We start from the raw sequence: 15,992 nt of genomic DNA, 5'->3' as shown, positions 1-15,992 counted from the left end.
CAGTAAAAGTATACAGCCCTCCCGCCTTTCTTGCAAGCTTCAATTGCTGTCCCGGCCCCGTGAGGCGGCCCACCAGAGGCTCGCAAGCAAAAGCCCAAAGGCGATCAGCCCGCCCGCGCTGCCGATGCCGGCGCCCCGGCTCGAGAGGTCTATAAACGCGCCGAGGGACGCATATCCCCGGAAGGGGATCACGGCAAACAAGGCCAGCACAATCCCCACAAGCCCCTCTCCGGCAATGAGCCCGGAGGCATAGAGCACGCCGGAACGCACCGCGCCGCCCTTCTCCTCTTCCGAACGGTAGCGGCGCTTTTCCACAAAGTGCCGGACCAGCGCGCCGGCCATGATGGGGGTGGAGAGGTAGATGGGCAGATACAGCCCGATGGCAAAGGGCAGCACGGGTATCCCCAGGACCTCCGCCGCCAGGGCGATCATCACACCCACAAGCACCAGCGTCCAGGGCAGGTTCCCGCCCATGACGCCTTCCACCACCAGCTTCATCAGCGTGGCCTGGGGGGCGGGCAGTTCTGTGGAGTCGTATCCCCAGGCGATGGAGAGAAGATACAATATTGCGCCGATGGCGATGGCCGCCGCCGTACAGCCGATCAGTTCTCCGATCTGCTGCTTCCGGGGCGTTGCGCCTAAGAGGAAGCCGGTCTTCAGGTCCTGGGAGGTGTCGCCGGCAATGGCGGCCACAATGCAGATCACGGAACCGATGGTGATGGCCGCGGTCATTCCCTCAATCCCCGTCTTGCCCGCCGCCTTCAGCAGCAGCGTGGAGATCAGCAGCGTCGCGATGGCCATGCCGGAGACCGGGTTGTTGGAGGAGCCGATCAGCCCCACCATCCGGGAGGACACGGTGGCGAAGAAAAAGGAAAAGACGATGACCAACAGCGCGGTGGGCAGCGTGAGGGGGATCACCGGAATCAGCCACAGGGCGGCCGCCACCACGGCCACCGCCGCCAGCAAAGTGCCCATGGAGAGGTCCTGCTCCGTGCGGAGCGTCCCCCGCCCGTTCTTTCCGTAGCCTCCCAAGGCATCCCGGAAGGTACGCACAATCAGAGGGAGGGACTTGATGAGGCTGATGATTCCGCCCGCCGCCACGGTGCCCGCGCCGATATAGCGGATAAAGCTGCCCCAGAGCGCCGAGGCCCCCTCCTGAAGCAGCTCATTGACCGGCACGGAGGCGGGGAACAGCACCGCATCCCCGCCGAAGAGCGCGATGAGGGGCATGAGCACAAACCAGCCCAGCACGCCGCCGGCAAAGAGATAGGAGGACACCCTGGCCCCGCAGATATAGCCCACGCCCGCCAGGGCCGGCAGAACATCCACACCGATGCCTGAGCCTCTGTAGCCGGGGATATCATACGCGATCTCACTGGGAAAGACCTTCAGCCCGTCGGCAATGAACTTGTAAAGCCCGGCAATCCCCAGACCGGAGAACACCACCGAGGCATTGGTCCCGCCCTCTTCCCCGGCTATGAGCACCTCGGCGCAGGCCTGCCCCTCCGGATAGGCCAGCACCCCGTGCTCTTTGACGATCAGGGCGCTGCGCAGCGGAATCATCAGCAGCACGCCCAGGATTCCGCCGCACAGGGCGATCAGCCCGATCTCAAGGAGCGACGGTATGTCACCCAGGCCCTCTCCTGCCCACATGAACAGCGCCGGCAGTGTAAAGATGGCCCCGGAGGCCACCGATTCTCCGGCAGAGCCGATGGTCTGCACCATGTTGTTTTCCAAAATGGAGTTGCGGCGCATCAGCTTGCGGATCACCCCCATGGAGATGACCGCCGCGGGGACAGAGGCGGAAACCGTCATTCCCACCCGCAGCCCCAGATATGCGTTGGCACCCCCAAATAGGACGGCCATCACCACACCCAGCACCACGGAGACCGCCGTCAGCTCAGGCATCACCCGGTCCGCAGGGATATAGGGTTTGTTTTCTTCCATGACTCTCTTCCTTTCCGATCCGGCCGGATCGCGCCGGACAGGCTTTTTTGATAAAAGCCCCCGGATTCAATCTCTCCCTTCCACAAGCTTTCATTCCAGGAAATTTCCGGAAATCCGGCCCGCGCTTCACGTTTGACCGCCGGCGGAATGATGGGATGGCCGCGGAACCCGATCAAAAAGCACCCGGTGGACACTCCACCGGGTGCTTTTTCACTCTTTATTCCTGGGGACCGGCGCTTTCAGAGGTACCGCCCGTCTGCCCCATGGTGGCCACGGCCGCCACCGACACCACGGCGCTGGCAACGCCGGCGGCCAGAGGCATGCACCACACGCCGTCCAGGCCCCACAGCGGGGCAAGGATGCCAAGCGACAGCACCGGGAACACCAGTGTGCCGCAGAGCGTGACGGCCAGGGACCTGCCGGGCCGGTCCAGCGCGGTCAGATAAGAGCCAAGGCATGCGTCCACCCAGCTCACCACATAGGACAGGGAAAAAAGCTCCATGGCCCGCAGGCTCATCGTCAAAAGCGAACTGTCGCCCTCTTGGACAAAGAGTGCGATGAGCCCTCCGCCGCAGCTGCGCATAAAAATCAGCGCCGCCAGGGAGATGGCCGCCGCCGTGAGCAGCACCCGCTTTTCCAGCGCCCGGACCCGCGCCCTGAGCCCACAGCCATGGCAGTAGCTGATGGCAGGCTGCATGGAGTCCGCAAGCCCAAAGATCAGGGAGTTTACTATGCTGTCCACATACATGACCACCGAAACGGCGGCCACCGCCAGCGACCCTCCGATCCGAAGCAGCACCGCATTTAAAATCAGCATCATCGCGGAGCTTGCGATGTTGGTGAACAGCTCTGAGGAGCCGTTGGCCAGCAGGTGGCCAAGCTGGCGGAGGGAGAGAATCCCCCTGACAAAATAGAGCTTCAGCTTCTGCCGGAAAAAGGGCACCATCGCCAGCACTGTCCCCAGGGACAGGCTCAGGCAGCTGGCCAGGGCCGCGGACCAAATTCCCCAGCGCAGCAGGACAATGAACACAAAATCCAGCAAGATGTTCCCCAGCGCCGTGACCACATTCAGCACCATGCTGTAGCGGGCCTTCCCGCAGACGCGGAGGTAGTTGTCAATGGCGAAAAACACCATCACAAGCGGGGAAAACACGGCGTAGACCCGGATGTATTGGGCGGCCAGCTCCGTCACGTTCTCCCCCGCCCCCATGGTCAGCAGGGCCGGTCTTGCCAGGAAAAAGCCAAGAAGCCCCGCGAGGCAGGAGAAGGCGGCAATCAGTTTGACACAGGAGGAAAAGATCACCCTGGCCTGATCCTCCTCTCTGCGGCCCAGCAAAATGGAAATCTGGACCGACGAACCCACCGCCACCATATCCGCCAGGGCAAAGCAGATCATCACCAGCGGCATGACCAGGTTCACCGCCGCCAGGGCGTCCTGGCCGATGAAGCGGCCCACAAAGATGCCGTCCGCCACCGTATAAAGGGAGCTGACCGCCATACTGACCATACTTGGAATCGCGCAGTGGAAAAACAGCCTTGTGGGCTGCATGGTTTCAAAATACATAAGATACTCCGTCCTTGATTCAATCCGTACTCAGCGGCGCTCCTCCTTTCCCCCAAAGGCCGCCGTCAGCTGCGCGGCAAATTCCGAAAGGGCATCGATCCAGCCCGCCGGATACCGCTCCAGTGTCTTTTCCAGCGCCGTGCACTCCATTTGATAGAGGTCTGAGAGGAGGGCGTCCGCGTGCGCCTTTCCCGCCGGGGTCAGGAAAAGCGTCTTTTCCCGCCTGTGCTCCCCCGGGTCAAAGGACACATACCCCTGCTCCACGCACTCTTTTACCACCGTGTTAATCGTGGTCTTGGGGATGAGCCACTGCTCACTGATCTGGGTCTGGGTATGGGGCTTCCCGTCATTGAGCGCGTAGAGCAGGGCAAGCGCGTTCTCCTTCAGCCCCGTGCGCTTTGCACACAGATAATAGAGCCCGTCGATGCGGTTGATGCCGATCATGATGCTGCGCACCTGGTCCATCGTCCCATCCATGACAATCCTCCTTATTATACGAATTCGTATTATTTTAGTACGGATTCGTATAATTGTCAACTACAAAAAGCCCCCATCCGGTACGGATGAGGGCTTCTCTCTTCTTATGCCGCGTATCCCAACAGCGCTCTGCCGTAGTCGCTGAGGTAGGGTTCTATGAAATCCCAGGAAATCTGGAACTGCTGGGGGCCGGCGGCATAGCAGACCAGTTCATAGGAGGAAAACCCCACCTCCATCCCCTCCTCGTTGAAGGAGACGGCATAGTTGGGCCAGCAGGCCACAATTTCATCGTAATCATCCCAGTAAAGCGGGTCTCCCGGTTCAATCTGAGCCAAAATCTTACGGGCCACCGCCTCTGTAAAGACGGCCTGGTCGGCAGCAAGCTCCAGCGGGCCGATAAACCTCTGGCTGGCCAAATCGTAATTCCAGCCCAACAGCACGGTCATGCCGTGGGTGCCGCCGCTGCAGTCATAGTAGCGTCCGTCGATGCTGATGAGATCGGCGGTCATATAAGAGGTGAACGAGAGGTCGTACAAAAACTCAAGATTCCACACGTCCCCGCTTTGAGCCTTCTCCTGCTCCGTCTTCCAGTCCTCGTAAAATGCACGGGCCTCGTCCGCCTTCTCCTGGAAATCCTCACCGCTGAGCCACTCTTCAAAGCGTCCGTTGAACGTCTCCAGGTTGGCGGCCACAGTGTCGTCCCGGCAGGGCCACGGCTCTCCGTTTTCATTCCAGGCAGCCAGATGGGGCACCTCATAGCGGTAGTTGGCCAACAGCGCGCCATCCTCATCGTAGACAGTGTCGGCGCAGACCTGACTCTCCACCGTATAGACGGCCGCCTGGACCGCAGCGCCGTAGACGGCAGATTTCTCCACCGACTGGGAGATTTCCTCCGTCAGAGCCCCCTTTTCAAGCGGCGCTTCCCCCAATTCCGGCGAGGCGCTGGCACAGCCGGCCATCAGGCAGAGCGCGCAGAACAGGGCGATCAGCTTTTCCATAATAACACTCCTTTTCAGGGGGTTTGGATGTGCGGTCCCGTTGTCCATTCGCTTCCGCCGGCGGCCTGACAAAGGGATGGATATGCAAGGGCATAGAGGTCGGCGGCCCGGGCCTCCAGCGCGAAGACGCGGTTTGCCTCCGGTGAGAGGCAGCGCACATCGGCGGGCTTGGTCAGTACCGGCAGTTCGGCACACCGGCGCATCCGGGCCAGCAGCTCCCGTCCCCGGGGGCCGGCGGCCAGAACCCGGAGATAGGGTATCTCCTCCGGCAGGTCCCGAAGCCCCAGATAGGCCCGCAGCAGCATCCGGCGCAGCCGCGCCATGGGATAGCGCTTGGTTTTGACGGTGCGCAGCAGCTCCTCCACCGTGGCGCAGGAGATGGCCGCATCGTAAAACCGATGGTAGAGGCCCTCCGCCCCCTCGTCATAGAGAGCCCAGTCCGCCTCTTCCATGGTCCGCAGCCGGGCCAGCACCGCCCGCTCCGAGGCCGCCAGGTTCACCGGGGCGCGGCCGGCGGCCAGCTCCTCCCGATAAAGCCGCGCCATGTCAGGGGTCATGTAGCGGTCTGCCTCTTTCCCATCCTCAAGCAGCGCGCGGATGGCCGAGGCGGATGCAATTCCCCCCACCGCCTCGCCGTCATGCCAAGCGCCGGTGCGCAAAATGGCCAACGGCTCGATCTGGGGTGCAAGCTGCACCAACGCCTTACAGTATTCCACGCCCAATAGGTCATTGGGCTGTTCCAGTCTATGCGCCCGCGTGCCCAAAAGCTGCTCCAGCGCCCGCTGGCGGGCACGGGGAAAGCTGTCCCCCGACCGCAGCTCCTGCCGCAGCAGCGGGGGAAAATCGGGATGCAGCAGGCCCCGGGCCAGTTCCATCAGCAATGGCGCGTCGCCGCTTTCGCTGCCGAAGGAGAGGTGGCTCACAACGCCGGCAGCCTGCAAAACCCTGACTCCGCCCCGGGCAAACCGCTCCGCCGAGGCAAGGGCCCAGGGGAGGGGCAGTTCCAGCACCAGGTCCGCCCCCGCGCAGACCGCCGCCTCCGCCCGCACATGCTTGCGGACAATGGCGAAGGCTCCGCGCTGGACAAAGTTCCCGCTCATTACACAGACGATGGGCGTCTTCTCTCCCAACAGGGCGCGGGTGCGCTCCATCTGATACCGGTGGCCCAGATGAAGTGGATTATACTCTGCTATTATACCTGCCGCCCCCATGGACTTCCCCCTCAAAAAGTGACAATTGGTTACAATTTTTTCATCCAAAAACCGTAAAGTCCAGGAAAATAACGGTTGTATCCAGGAAAATTTTTGCTATAATAAAGGTGTTGTCCCGAAAACAATCGGGAAAACTGATTGTTATTATTTTATATCATTTGCGGGCGTTACGCAAGCGTCTGGAAAAAAGGAGTTAAAAACATGAACGTATTAGTCATCAACGCCGGAAGTTCTTCCCTGAAGTATCAGCTGCTCAATCCCGACAGCGGCGCGGTGCTGGCCAAGGGCCTGTGCGAGCGCATCGGCATCGACGGCAAGTTCACCTATAAGCCCCAGGTGGAGGGCAAGGAAGCGCTGAAGGAAGTGGACGTGGCCATGCCCACTCACTCCGAAGCCATCCAGGCTGTGCTGTACGCCCTGGTGGACGCCAAAAACGGCGTGATCGCCTCTATGAAGGAGATCGACGCTGTGGGCCACCGCGTGGTGCACGGCGGCGAGGCCTTCAACAAGTCCGTCCTCATCACCGACGAGGTGATGAAGGCCATTGAGGACTGCATCCCCCTGGCCCCCCTCCACAACCCCGCCAACCTGACCGGCATCCGCGCCTGTGAGAAGGTCATGCCCGGCGTGCCCATGGTGGCCGTGTTCGACACCGCCTTCCATCAGACCATGCCCGCCAAGGCCTATATGTACGCCCTGCCCTACGAGTACTATGAGACCGACAAGGTCCGCCGCTACGGCTTCCATGGCACCAGCCACAAGTATGTGGCCGGCCGCGCCGCCGCCATGCTGGGCAAAAAGAGCGAGGAGCTGAAGCTGATCTCCTGCCACCTGGGCAACGGCTCCTCCGTCACCGCCGTGGACGGCGGCAAGAGCGTGGACACCTCCATGGGCTTCACTCCCCTGGCCGGCCTGCCCATGGGCACCCGCTCCGGTGATCTGGACGCCGGCATCCTGGAGTATCTGATGGCCAAGTACAACATGGACATCAAGGAGATGGTCTCCATCCTGAACAAGAAGTCCGGCGTGCTGGGCGTGTCCGGCGTCAGCTCCGACTTCCGTGATCTGGAGAACGCAGGCAAAGAGGGCAACAAGCGCGCCTCTTTGTCCGTGGAGATGTTCAACTACGGCGTCAAGAAGCTCATTGGCTCCTATGCCGCCGCCATGGGCGGCGTGGACGCCATCATCTTCACCGCCGGCGTGGGCGAGAACTCCGCCTCCCAGCGCCTGGCCATTGCCTCTGATTTGGAGTTCATGGGCGTGAAGATGGACGCCGAGGCCAACAAGGTCCGGGGCGAGGAGGCCGTGATCTCCGCCCCCGACTCCAAGGTCAAGGTCCTGCTGATCCCCACCAACGAAGAACTGATGATTGCCATGGACACCGCAGCCATCGTCTCCGGGAAATAAGCACCTTTCAAAAGGGGCGGGCCGGCTGGGTCCGCCCCTTTTTCCGGACTCCGGCCCGCCCGCAGCCACCTGCAATGGATCGAAAGGGACGCGATAAACGATCCAAAAAACCTCTTTGACTACAAGCTTTCGGAGGACCCTCTCCGGATTCCGTCAGATACCTGGTGGAGCGGCTGGACGGCGAACGGCAGCGGGCTTTTGAGAAGGCCGCTTATGCCCAGGCCAAGGACGACGCCTGGAGCCACTTTGGCGTACCCTCGGACGCCCCCGCCGTCGACATCATCACCTGCCCTTAGCGCCTCAGGAAAACGGCAGATGCTCCTATCGCGCTTTGAATATTCCGTGCCGGCTCTTTCTGGAGGACGGCCGCCTGTGCGTTGCGGCCCCACAGGAAAAGCTGGCCCTCCCGGTGGAGCAGAGAGTCCGGCCCGTTACGGCCAGAAACAATCACAACAAGGAGAGCATCATGAAAATCGGTCTTCAATTCGCCATGCCCGCGGAACTCCATGCCCTGCCCGGCGCCCGGAACCTTGCCCCCCTGGAAACTGTGTCCGGCATCCCGGTCTTTGAGGTGGCGGAGGGCATCCTGGCCTGCGCCGGAGGCGTGAGCAAGGTGAACGCCGCCATGGCCGCCGAGCTTTTGTGCCTGCACTGCGGCGTGGAGCTGATCCTCAACGCCGGCGTGGCCGGTTGCTGCCGGGACCTGCCCATCGGCACGCTGGTGCTGGCCCGGGACTTTGTGCAGCACGACGTGGACACCTCCGCCGTAGGCGACCCGATCGGCCTGGTCTCCACCGTCAATCGGGTGGACTTCCCCACCTGGCGGCCGGAGCACTGCCAGGCGCTCCTGCGCCAGCTGGGCTTCTCCGCCCAACTGGGCCGGGTGGCCACCGGGGACTGGTTCGCCGTGGGCGGGGACCGGGCCCGCTGGGTGCGTGATACCTTCTCCCCCACCCTCTGCGAAATGGAGGGCGGGGCCATTGCCCAGGTCTGCCTGCGCAACAACGTGCGCTTCGTATCCTTGAAGTCCGTGTCCGACCGGCTGTTTTCCGAGAGGCAGGCGGAGGAGTATTTTGATTTCAGCCAGGCCCTGGAAGCCCTGGGCAGGGTGGTTCTGCCCTTTGCCAAAAAATTGCAGGAGGAATGCTGATATGGATCGTATTGCAAGCTTTGCCGTGGATCACAACAAACTGCTGCCCGGGCTCTATTTCTCCCGCCGGGACGGTGACATCATCACCTTCGACCTTCGCTTGAAAAAGCCCAACACCGGCGATCTGCTCTCCAACAGCGAACTCCACTCTACAGAGCATCTCATTGCCACGCTGCTGCGCAACGCACCGGAGAAAGAGGCCGTGATTTATTTCGGTCCCATGGGCTGCCAGACCGGCTTCTACTTCCTCTTTGACAATCGCCTGCTCTGCTGCGAGGATGCTGTGGAGCTTTTGAAGCGGGTCTTCCGGCAGGCTGCCGGCTTTGACGGCGAACTGCCCGGAAAGAGCGCCGCCGAGTGTGGAAATTATGTAAACTTAGATGCGGAGGCCGCAAAAGCGGTCTGCAAGTGGTATGCGGAACTGATCGCCGGCTGGACCGTGGAGCAGCTGTCCTACACCAATGAGTAACAAGGAGTGTCCGCTATGAACCGTTCTCCCCGATTGATGCTTCTGCTCCGGACGCTCCAGGCCGCCGGGGGGCTTTTTGTAGCCGCTTTTGGCATCTATCTGACCATCCAGGCCAACATCGGCCTGGCGCCCTGGGACGCTTTGAACATGGGGCTCTCCCGGTGCTTCGGGGTCAGTTATGGGACTGCCTCCATCGTGCTGAGCATCTTTGCGGTGGCGGCCGACCTGCTGCTTGGGGAGCGGATCGGCATGGGCACGCTCCTGGACGCAGTCCTGGTGGGGCTCAGCATAGACCTGTTCACCGCTTTGGAACTGGTGCCACTTCAAACCTCCCTTCCCGCCTCCCTGGCGGTGCTGATCCTGGGCCTTTTCATCGTGGCGTTTGGACAGCTCATCTACATGCGCTCCGCGCTGTGCTGCGGCCCCCGGGATTCCCTGCTGGTGGCCCTGGGCAAACGGATGCGCCGCCTCCCCATCGGCATGGTGAACGTCATGCTGTTGGGCGTGGTGATCTGCGCCGCGTGGCTGCTTAAGGGGCCAATCGGCGTGGGGACGCTGGTCTCCGTCTTCGGCCTGGGCGCAACCATGCAGGCGGTGTTCCGCCTCTTCCGCTTTGAGCCCCGGGACGTGCGGCACACGGACTTTTTGGAGATGGGCCGCCTGCTCTGCGGACGCGCCGCGCCACAGGATCAAAAGGTCTGAGACGATCTGCCGCAAAAGCGCCGGGATTCTCCTGTTTTTTTGCAAATTTCTTCCGGAATCCATTGACAATCCGAACTTTCGCTGATATACTTGATAAGCCGCTTTGAATGGGTTGACAAGTGAGAATTCTTCTCCGCCCCCGACAGCGAGTCCGTAATAAAGGAAAGAGAGGTGCAAAGTATGCACGCAATCATTGAAACCGGCGGTAAGCAGTACAAGGTCGCCGAAGGCGATGTCCTGTTCATCGAAAAGCTGCCCGCAGAGGCTGGCGACAGCGTCACCTTCGACCGTGTTCTGGCTGTCCTGGACGGTGAGAACACCAAGTTCGGCGCTCCCGCGGTGGAAGGCGCCAAGGTGGAGGCCTCTGTCGTGAAGAACGGCAAGGGCAAGAAGATCCGCATTTTCAAGTATAACCCCAAGAAGGGCTATCGTAAGCGTCAGGGCCATCGTCAGCCTTATACCAAGGTGTCGATCGGCAAGATCTCCCTCTAAGAGAATGACCACCGTTACGTTCCATTTGGAGGGCAATCGGATCGTGGGCTTTGAAAGCCGGGGCCACAGCGGGTACGCCGAGGCCGGGTCGGACATCGTCTGCGCATCCATCACTGCGGTCATCACCCTGGTCGAGGCCACCGTCAATGACGTGATGGGCCTGGCTGCAGCGGTGAAGATCAGTGAGCGGGACGCGAAACTTTCGCTCCGGCTGCCCGGGGGGCTCTCCCCCACGGCGGAATCCACCTGTCAGACGCTTTTGACGGGGCTGATGGTCTATCTCTCTCAATTGCACGAGGATTACCCGGACTATGTCGAGGTGCTGGAGGGCTGACCTCCTTCCTCTTCCAACATCATCTTACAGAAAGGATGGTACTTTGCTATGATCCGTATTGGTCTGCAGTTTTTCGCTCATAAAAAAGGTATGGGCTCCACCAAGAACGGCCGTGATTCCGAGTCCAAGCGCCTTGGGCCCAAGCGTGCCGACGGTCAGTTTGTCAAGGCCGGCAACATCTTGGTTCGTCAGCGCGGTACGCACATTCATCCCGGTGTGAACGTTGGCAAGGGCAGCGACGACACGCTGTTTGCCACCGCCTCCGGCGTCGTTCGTTTTGAGCGCCTGGGTAAAGATCGCAAGCAGGTTTCTGTTTACGAAGCCCAGTAATGAGATTGTGAGAAGAGCCTCGAACGTTCCGTTCGGGGCTCTTTGTCTTCCTGGGCGTATGGCCTGGGCGTCAATTGGCATACTAAAGAGAAAACGGAGGGTACCATGGCGACATCTTTTATTGACAAGGCCCGCATCACCGTCCGTGCTGGCAAGGGCGGCAACGGCGCCGTCTCCTTTCACCGGGAGAAATACGTGGCCGCAGGCGGCCCAGACGGCGGCGACGGCGGTCAGGGCGGCTCCATCATCGTCCAGGTGGACGACAACATGTCCACGCTGATGGACTTCCGCTATAAGCGCAAGTACGTGGCGGAAAACGGGGTGGACGGTCAGGGAGCCCGCAAGTCCGGAAAGGACGGGAAGTCCCTCACCATCAAGGTCCCCCGGGGCACGCTGATCCGGGATGCGGAGACCAATGAGATCATCAAGGACATGTCGGACTCAGAGCCCTTTGTCCTCTGCCGGGGCGGCAAGGGCGGATGGGGAAACACCCATTTCGCCACCCCCACCCGCCAGGTGCCCCGCTTTGCCAAGGCGGGGCTGCCCGGAGAATCCCACGACGTGGTCCTGGAGCTGAAGCTGCTGGCGGATGTGGGCTTGGTGGGGTTTCCCAACGTGGGCAAATCCACGCTGCTCAGCGTGGTCTCCAAGGCCCAGCCCAAGATCGCCAACTATCACTTCACCACCCTCTACCCCAACTTGGGCGTGGTGTATGTGGATGAGGGCGTCAGTTTTGTCATGGCTGACATTCCCGGCATCATTGAGGGAGCCAGCGGCGGCGCCGGTTTGGGCCACGACTTTCTCAGGCACATCGACCGCTGCCGCCTGCTGGTCCACGTGGTGGACGTCTCCGGCAGCGAGGGCCGGGACCCGGTGGCGGACTTTGACGCAATCTGCGAAGAGCTGAAGCAGTACAGTCCGGAGCTGGCCACCCGTCCCCAGATCGTGGCGGCCAACAAGACCGACATCTGCGAGACCACAGAGGGCTTGGACGCCCTCCGCCGCCATGTGGAGGCCCTGGGCTATCCCCTCTATGAGATTTCCGCAGCTGCCCACAAGGGCACCCGGGAGCTGGTGCGCAAGGTGGCTGAGGCCCTTTCCGCCCTGCCGCCCGTGGCGGTTTACGAGCCGGAGTACGTGCCCCGGCCCGCCGAGGTGGACACCTCCGCACCTTTGAGCATTGAGGTAGTGGACGGCGTCTGGATCGTGGAGGGCCCCTGGCTCCAGCGGCTTATCGCCAACACCAACTTCGGCGATTATGAAAGCCGCAACTGGTTCGACAAGATGCTCCGGGAGTCCGGGCTCTTTGCCCGGATGGAGGAAATGGGTATTCAGGACGGCGACACCGTCTCCATGTACAACCTGGAATTCGACTACCAGCGCTGAATCTCTTTTAATTTTGGCCGGGGCAGATCACTGCCCCGGCTTTTCTTTTGTACTCTGCGCGCTTTTACGGCATGAGGCCGCTCCATCCCCTGCCTTTCCGCTGCCGGCAGGATTTCCCCTAAATAAGCAACAGCCTGCCGGGAAACCGGCAGGCTGTTCTTTTCTTTACAGGACCGCGGCTGCACTGTCGCAGCGGGATTCCGTGCCCACGCAGAGGATTCCCGTCTCCGGGTCCCGCCAGATGATCTGTCCCCGGCCAAAGGAGTCTGATCCCTGAGCAAAACGAACCTCGTGGCCCCGGCTGCGAAGCCCCTCCGCGATTTCCCGGGAAAAGCCGGGCTCCACCAGAATCTCCCGGCCGCCGGTCCACTGCCATCGGGGAGCGTCCAAGCTGTCCTGAGGGCTGAGGCCAAAATCGATGGTGTTGGTGACCACCTGGAGATGGCCCTGGGGCTGCATGGCCCCGCCCATGACGCCGAAGGGCCCTACCGCCTCGCCGGCTTTCATCAAAAATCCAGGAAGGATGCTGTGGCAGGGCCTCTTTCCTCCTCCCAGGCAGTTGGGGTGGCCGGGACGCAGGTTGAAGCCGCACCCCCGGTTTTGAAGCGTGATGCCGGTGCCGGGCACCACAACCGCGGAGCCAAAGCCGACATAGCTGCTCTGGATGAAGGAGACCATGTTCCCCTCTGCGTCAGCGGTGCAGAAGTACACCGTGCCCCCCTTCGGCGGCGCGCCCGGCGCCGGGTCCAGCGCCTGATCGCCGATGAGGTCCGCGCGGGCGGCGCCATAATCAGGGGAAAGCAGCTCCGCCGGCGTATAGTCCATGTACTCCGGGTCCGCCACGTACTCCCTGGCGTCGATGTAGGCAAGCTTCATGGACTCCATCAGCTTGTGATAGGTGTCCCCGTGCTCCCTTTCCCCCAGGGAGAGGTTTTTTAAAATATTGAGAGCCATCAGCGCCGCGACGCCGCAGCCATTGGGCGGCAGCTCACAGACCTCATAGCCCCTGTAATCCATGCGGATAGGCTCCACCCACACCGGGCGGTAGGCGTATAGGTCCTCCTTGCGCAAAAAGCCTCCGTCCTTCCGGCTGGCCCGGTCGATCCGCTCCGCCAGGTCTCCCCGGTACAGGGACTCGCACTCCGTCCGGGCCAGCTCCTCCAGTGTGCGGGCGTGCTCCTCCGAATGCCAGATCTCCCCCGGCCGGGGCGCGGCGCCGCCGGGGGCAAACACCCGGAACCACTCTTTAAACTCCGGCCCGTGAAGCTCCCGGCGGTGCAGCTCCAGAGCCTGGCGCCAGCTGCGGGCAGTGGTGGGCTGCACCACCACGCCATTGCGGGCCGCGTCCACAGCCGGTTGGAGGAGCCTTGGAAAGGGCAGCCGCCCGAAACGGCGCCAGAGCTCCGCCCACGCGCCGGCCGCTCCCGGCACCGTCACCGGGGTCCAGCCGAAGCGGGGCACCTCCTTTTGGCCGGAAAGGGCCTGGGCTGAAATGGACGCAGGCGAACGGCCGCTGCCGTTGAGGCCATAGAGCCGCTTCCCGCTCCAGATCAGGGCAAAGGCGTCGCTTCCCAGGCCGTTGGATGTGGGTTCCGCCACCGTCAGCACAGATGCCGCGGCGATGGCCGCGTCCACGGCGTTTCCCCCCTCTTTGAGGACGTCCAGCCCCGCCTGGGCGGCAAGGGGCTGGGAGGCGGCCACGGCGCAGCGGCCGAAGACCACCTTTCGCCGGGAGGGATAGCGCTGCTCCAGCGGGTCAAAGTTCATTGGCCTGCCGCGCTTTCATCCACCCCTCGATCTCGTTGAGGTTCTTTGCCAGGACAAAGTCGCCGCCCTCTTTCAGCGTGCGGAGCATCTCCTCCTCCGCCGCCGTGCGTTGGGGCTTCGCCTCCAGCTTTTCTCCCATCATCTTGCTCATATAGAGCAGCATCCAGCGATTCAGGCCATGGAGTTTTTTGTAGTCAATGCCGCCCTGGAGGTAAAAGAGGCCCACATCCTCCGCCACGCCGCAGTTGACGCGCATCTGCCGGGTGGCCTCCGGATCCGGTGCATAGGCGCCGCAGGCGGCCACGCCCCGGACTTGGTACCATTTTGCGGCCTGGCGGATGCCGGAGATCGTTCCGGCCATCACCCAGCCCATATAAAAAATTTCCTCGCCCTTGGGCAGCACGCTCCTGGCCTCCGCCAGGGAGTAGGCCGGGAGGCCGGTACTTTTGGAGAGCATCCGGGCATAGCGCTCCGTGTGGCCCGCCTTGGAGGTATAAACGATTGCTTTCATTTCTTTGCCTCTTTCTTTTCTTTTTTCCGGCGCTTGCCGATCAGCTCCTCCTGGATCACCTGGGCCTTGCTCAAAAAGAGCTTCCGGAACGCGTAGAGGAGCACATCCCGGGTCTCCTTATCCATATCCGCCATAGCCTTTACCATGGCGGCCGCCGTCTTGAACCCGTCCTCCGTCAACTCGGTCAGCGTCTTGGCATCGGAGCCGGAAAGGATGTCAAAGAGGCCCTCCGTAAACCGGCGGCGCTGCTCGTCGCTCATGCCGGAGATCCAGCCCTTCAGCGTCAGGTCGTTGCGCCAGCGCTCCGGAGCGTCCTCGGTCAGGTGGACAAAGCCGTGTCCCATTACCTCCCAGGAAAAGCCATCGTGCTGCAGAATCCCCTTTTGGGCGCTCTTGACCAGGGTAAAGGTCTCCTCGTGCTCCATGATCATTCCCACCACGGAGGATTGGGGCACAATGGTGGTGATCCGGTCCGCGATCCGGATGTGTTCCGCCTTTTGCAGCATACTGGTGCGAAAGCCGGGGCCGTCGTTGTTGTATACGGTTAGGATTCTGCGCTGGATGGCCGCGCCGCAGTGGACAGCACTGTAAACCGCCAGGTTGCCGCCCTTGGAGTGGCCGCCGATGCGCAGCTTCCGCCTCCGGTGCTGGGCCGCCACAGAGCGCAGGTACGATACGGCCTCCCGCTGGGCGGGGACCACGTCCATGAAGCTCATGTTGAAATCCTCTTTCCACCCCACGATGGTGTCGTCCGTGCCCCGGAAGGAGACATATAAACTTCCGTCTCCCACCTCCGCCGTGCAGGCGGCAAACTGAAGCCCCTGCTCCTCGTCCAAAAGGTCGGTAAAGCAGCTGAGCACCATGCTGGAAAACCGGGCGCTTCCCGCCGCCTTTTTCAGCAGATCCGGGATGCAGTCGGGCACGATCAGGCCCATGTCCCCCTCCCGGCCTGGGTGCAGCCTGAAATAGACCTCCGCCGCTTTTTTCAGCGGAATGCCCGCTCCACCGCCCACAGGCGGCACAATCCCCTCAAAATCCAGAAAGGAAAGTTCCGCCAGGATCAGGTTATCCACCTCGTTGAACGGTGACATCGCAAAGGTCAGGTCTCCGCGCCAATCGATATAGTCCAGCAGATTTGCCACACGCAATCCTCCATCCGGCCGGGTTCACCCGGCAATCTACCGGGTATTATACGCCGAAAAAGCGTTTTTGAAAAGAGGTCTAATCGGGACGTGCCCTTCATATCG

At 61.9% G+C, this 15,992-nt stretch carries 16 protein-coding genes; 8 read left to right on the top strand and 8 right to left on the bottom strand.

The features are described 5' to 3' along the window. Positions 1 to 39 precede the first annotated feature (39 nt). The 5 genes from H8790_RS03555 to H8790_RS03535 all read right to left on the bottom strand — a co-directional run bounded on the left by H8790_RS03555 (position 40) and on the right by H8790_RS03535 (position 6,197). Positions 40 to 1,947, bottom strand: coding sequence for an OPT family oligopeptide transporter (locus H8790_RS03555; protein ID WP_187333595.1), 1,908 nt, complete (start codon positions 1,945 to 1,947; stop codon positions 40 to 42). Between the two features lie 217 nt (positions 1,948 to 2,164). Beyond that, complete coding sequence (locus H8790_RS03550; RefSeq protein ID WP_187333594.1) at positions 2,165 to 3,511, bottom strand: MATE family efflux transporter; 1,347 nt, start codon at positions 3,509 to 3,511, stop codon at positions 2,165 to 2,167. Positions 3,512 to 3,541: 30 nt separating this feature from the next. Continuing rightward, on the bottom strand, positions 3,542 to 3,988 hold the full coding sequence (locus tag H8790_RS03545; protein WP_187333593.1) for a MarR family winged helix-turn-helix transcriptional regulator: 447 nt from the start codon (positions 3,986 to 3,988) through the stop codon (positions 3,542 to 3,544). A 104-nt stretch (positions 3,989 to 4,092) separates the two neighbouring features. Beyond that, positions 4,093 to 4,986 carry an RsiV family protein gene (locus H8790_RS03540; protein ID WP_187333592.1) on the bottom strand — a complete coding sequence of 298 codons (894 nt, stop codon included), beginning with the start codon at positions 4,984 to 4,986 and terminating at the stop codon, positions 4,093 to 4,095. A 14-nt stretch (positions 4,987 to 5,000) separates the two neighbouring features. Continuing rightward, complete coding sequence (locus tag H8790_RS03535; protein WP_187333591.1) at positions 5,001 to 6,197, bottom strand: tRNA(Met) cytidine acetate ligase; 1,197 nt, start codon at positions 6,195 to 6,197, stop codon at positions 5,001 to 5,003. 201 nt (positions 6,198 to 6,398) lie between these two features. On the opposite strand from H8790_RS03535, the gene H8790_RS03530 reads away from it, so the two are divergent. The 8 genes from H8790_RS03530 (at position 6,399) to obgE (ending at position 12,467) form a co-directional block, all read left to right on the top strand. Further along, entirely contained in the window at positions 6,399 to 7,604 is a 1,206-nt protein-coding gene (locus H8790_RS03530) for an acetate/propionate family kinase (protein ID WP_187333590.1), read from the top strand. A 466-nt stretch (positions 7,605 to 8,070) separates the two neighbouring features. Then, positions 8,071 to 8,754: a 5'-methylthioadenosine/S-adenosylhomocysteine nucleosidase gene (locus tag H8790_RS03525; protein ID WP_187333589.1), complete on the top strand. Its 684-nt coding sequence runs from the start codon at positions 8,071 to 8,073 to the stop codon at positions 8,752 to 8,754. Between the two features lies 1 nt (position 8,755). After that, the gene (locus H8790_RS03520; protein ID WP_187333588.1) at positions 8,756 to 9,223 is read left to right on the top strand and encodes an S-ribosylhomocysteine lyase; all 468 of its coding nucleotides are present in this window, start codon (positions 8,756 to 8,758) and stop codon (positions 9,221 to 9,223) included. Positions 9,224 to 9,238: 15 nt separating this feature from the next. Further along, positions 9,239 to 9,925 carry a YczE/YyaS/YitT family protein gene (locus H8790_RS03515; RefSeq protein WP_187333587.1) on the top strand — a complete coding sequence of 229 codons (687 nt, stop codon included), beginning with the start codon at positions 9,239 to 9,241 and terminating at the stop codon, positions 9,923 to 9,925. Positions 9,926 to 10,105: 180 nt separating this feature from the next. Further along, a complete protein-coding gene (rplU, locus tag H8790_RS03510) occupies positions 10,106 to 10,417 on the top strand; it encodes a 50S ribosomal protein L21 (protein WP_187333586.1) in 312 nt (103 codons plus the stop codon). 4 nt (positions 10,418 to 10,421) lie between these two features. Beyond that, positions 10,422 to 10,751 (top strand): ribosomal-processing cysteine protease Prp, encoded by a 330-nt coding sequence (locus H8790_RS03505; RefSeq protein WP_187333585.1) that lies wholly within the window; start codon positions 10,422 to 10,424, stop codon positions 10,749 to 10,751. Positions 10,752 to 10,799: 48 nt separating this feature from the next. Further along, positions 10,800 to 11,081 (top strand): 50S ribosomal protein L27, encoded by a 282-nt coding sequence (gene rpmA, locus H8790_RS03500; RefSeq protein ID WP_187333584.1) that lies wholly within the window; start codon positions 10,800 to 10,802, stop codon positions 11,079 to 11,081. 105 nt (positions 11,082 to 11,186) lie between these two features. Further along, positions 11,187 to 12,467 carry a GTPase ObgE gene (gene obgE, locus H8790_RS03495; protein ID WP_187333583.1) on the top strand — a complete coding sequence of 427 codons (1,281 nt, stop codon included), beginning with the start codon at positions 11,187 to 11,189 and terminating at the stop codon, positions 12,465 to 12,467. Between the two features lie 165 nt (positions 12,468 to 12,632). Here obgE and H8790_RS03490 read toward each other — a convergent pair whose 3' ends face one another. Genes H8790_RS03490 through H8790_RS03480 form a run of 3 tightly spaced genes read right to left on the bottom strand, consistent with a single transcriptional unit; the run spans position 12,633 to position 15,887 of the window. Beyond that, positions 12,633 to 14,234 carry a gamma-glutamyltransferase family protein gene (locus H8790_RS03490; protein ID WP_187333582.1) on the bottom strand — a complete coding sequence of 534 codons (1,602 nt, stop codon included), beginning with the start codon at positions 14,232 to 14,234 and terminating at the stop codon, positions 12,633 to 12,635. Next, positions 14,224 to 14,745 carry a hypothetical protein gene (locus tag H8790_RS03485; RefSeq protein WP_187333581.1) on the bottom strand — a complete coding sequence of 174 codons (522 nt, stop codon included), beginning with the start codon at positions 14,743 to 14,745 and terminating at the stop codon, positions 14,224 to 14,226. The genes H8790_RS03490 and H8790_RS03485 overlap by 11 nt, the downstream gene beginning before the upstream one ends. After that, positions 14,742 to 15,887 carry a DUF2974 domain-containing protein gene (locus H8790_RS03480; protein WP_187333580.1) on the bottom strand — a complete coding sequence of 382 codons (1,146 nt, stop codon included), beginning with the start codon at positions 15,885 to 15,887 and terminating at the stop codon, positions 14,742 to 14,744. The genes H8790_RS03485 and H8790_RS03480 overlap by 4 nt, the downstream gene beginning before the upstream one ends. Between the last annotated feature and the right edge of the window lie 105 nt (positions 15,888 to 15,992).

This window comes from Oscillibacter hominis (genome assembly GCF_014334055.1).
In the GTDB taxonomy this organism is placed as follows: Bacteria; Bacillota; Clostridia; order Oscillospirales; family Oscillospiraceae; genus Oscillibacter; species Oscillibacter hominis.
The sequence above is the reverse complement of the archived record's forward strand: the minus strand, read 5'-3'. Positions and strand labels throughout refer to the sequence as shown.

Bases quoted from the DNA above. Each gene is read 5' to 3' on its own strand.
- obgE (WP_187333583.1), top strand. From the start codon at position 11,187: ATGGCGACATCTTTTATTGACAAGGCCCGCATCACCGTCCGTGCTGGC.
- H8790_RS03545 (WP_187333593.1), bottom strand. From the start codon at position 3,988: ATGGATGGGACGATGGACCAGGTGCGCAGCATCATGATCGGCATCAAC.
- H8790_RS03525 (WP_187333589.1), top strand. From the start codon at position 8,071: ATGAAAATCGGTCTTCAATTCGCCATGCCCGCGGAACTCCATGCCCTG.
- H8790_RS03540 (WP_187333592.1), bottom strand. From the start codon at position 4,986: ATGGAAAAGCTGATCGCCCTGTTCTGCGCGCTCTGCCTGATGGCCGGC.
- H8790_RS03550 (WP_187333594.1), bottom strand. From the start codon at position 3,511: ATGTATTTTGAAACCATGCAGCCCACAAGGCTGTTTTTCCACTGCGCG.
- H8790_RS03520 (WP_187333588.1), top strand. From the start codon at position 8,756: ATGGATCGTATTGCAAGCTTTGCCGTGGATCACAACAAACTGCTGCCC.
- H8790_RS03505 (WP_187333585.1), top strand. From the start codon at position 10,422: ATGACCACCGTTACGTTCCATTTGGAGGGCAATCGGATCGTGGGCTTT.
- H8790_RS03485 (WP_187333581.1), bottom strand. From the start codon at position 14,745: ATGAAAGCAATCGTTTATACCTCCAAGGCGGGCCACACGGAGCGCTAT.
- H8790_RS03490 (WP_187333582.1), bottom strand. From the start codon at position 14,234: ATGAACTTTGACCCGCTGGAGCAGCGCTATCCCTCCCGGCGAAAGGTG.
- rplU (WP_187333586.1), top strand. From the start codon at position 10,106: ATGCACGCAATCATTGAAACCGGCGGTAAGCAGTACAAGGTCGCCGAA.
- H8790_RS03530 (WP_187333590.1), top strand. From the start codon at position 6,399: ATGAACGTATTAGTCATCAACGCCGGAAGTTCTTCCCTGAAGTATCAG.
- H8790_RS03535 (WP_187333591.1), bottom strand. From the start codon at position 6,197: ATGGGGGCGGCAGGTATAATAGCAGAGTATAATCCACTTCATCTGGGC.
- H8790_RS03555 (WP_187333595.1), bottom strand. From the start codon at position 1,947: ATGGAAGAAAACAAACCCTATATCCCTGCGGACCGGGTGATGCCTGAG.
- H8790_RS03515 (WP_187333587.1), top strand. From the start codon at position 9,239: ATGAACCGTTCTCCCCGATTGATGCTTCTGCTCCGGACGCTCCAGGCC.
- rpmA (WP_187333584.1), top strand. From the start codon at position 10,800: ATGATCCGTATTGGTCTGCAGTTTTTCGCTCATAAAAAAGGTATGGGC.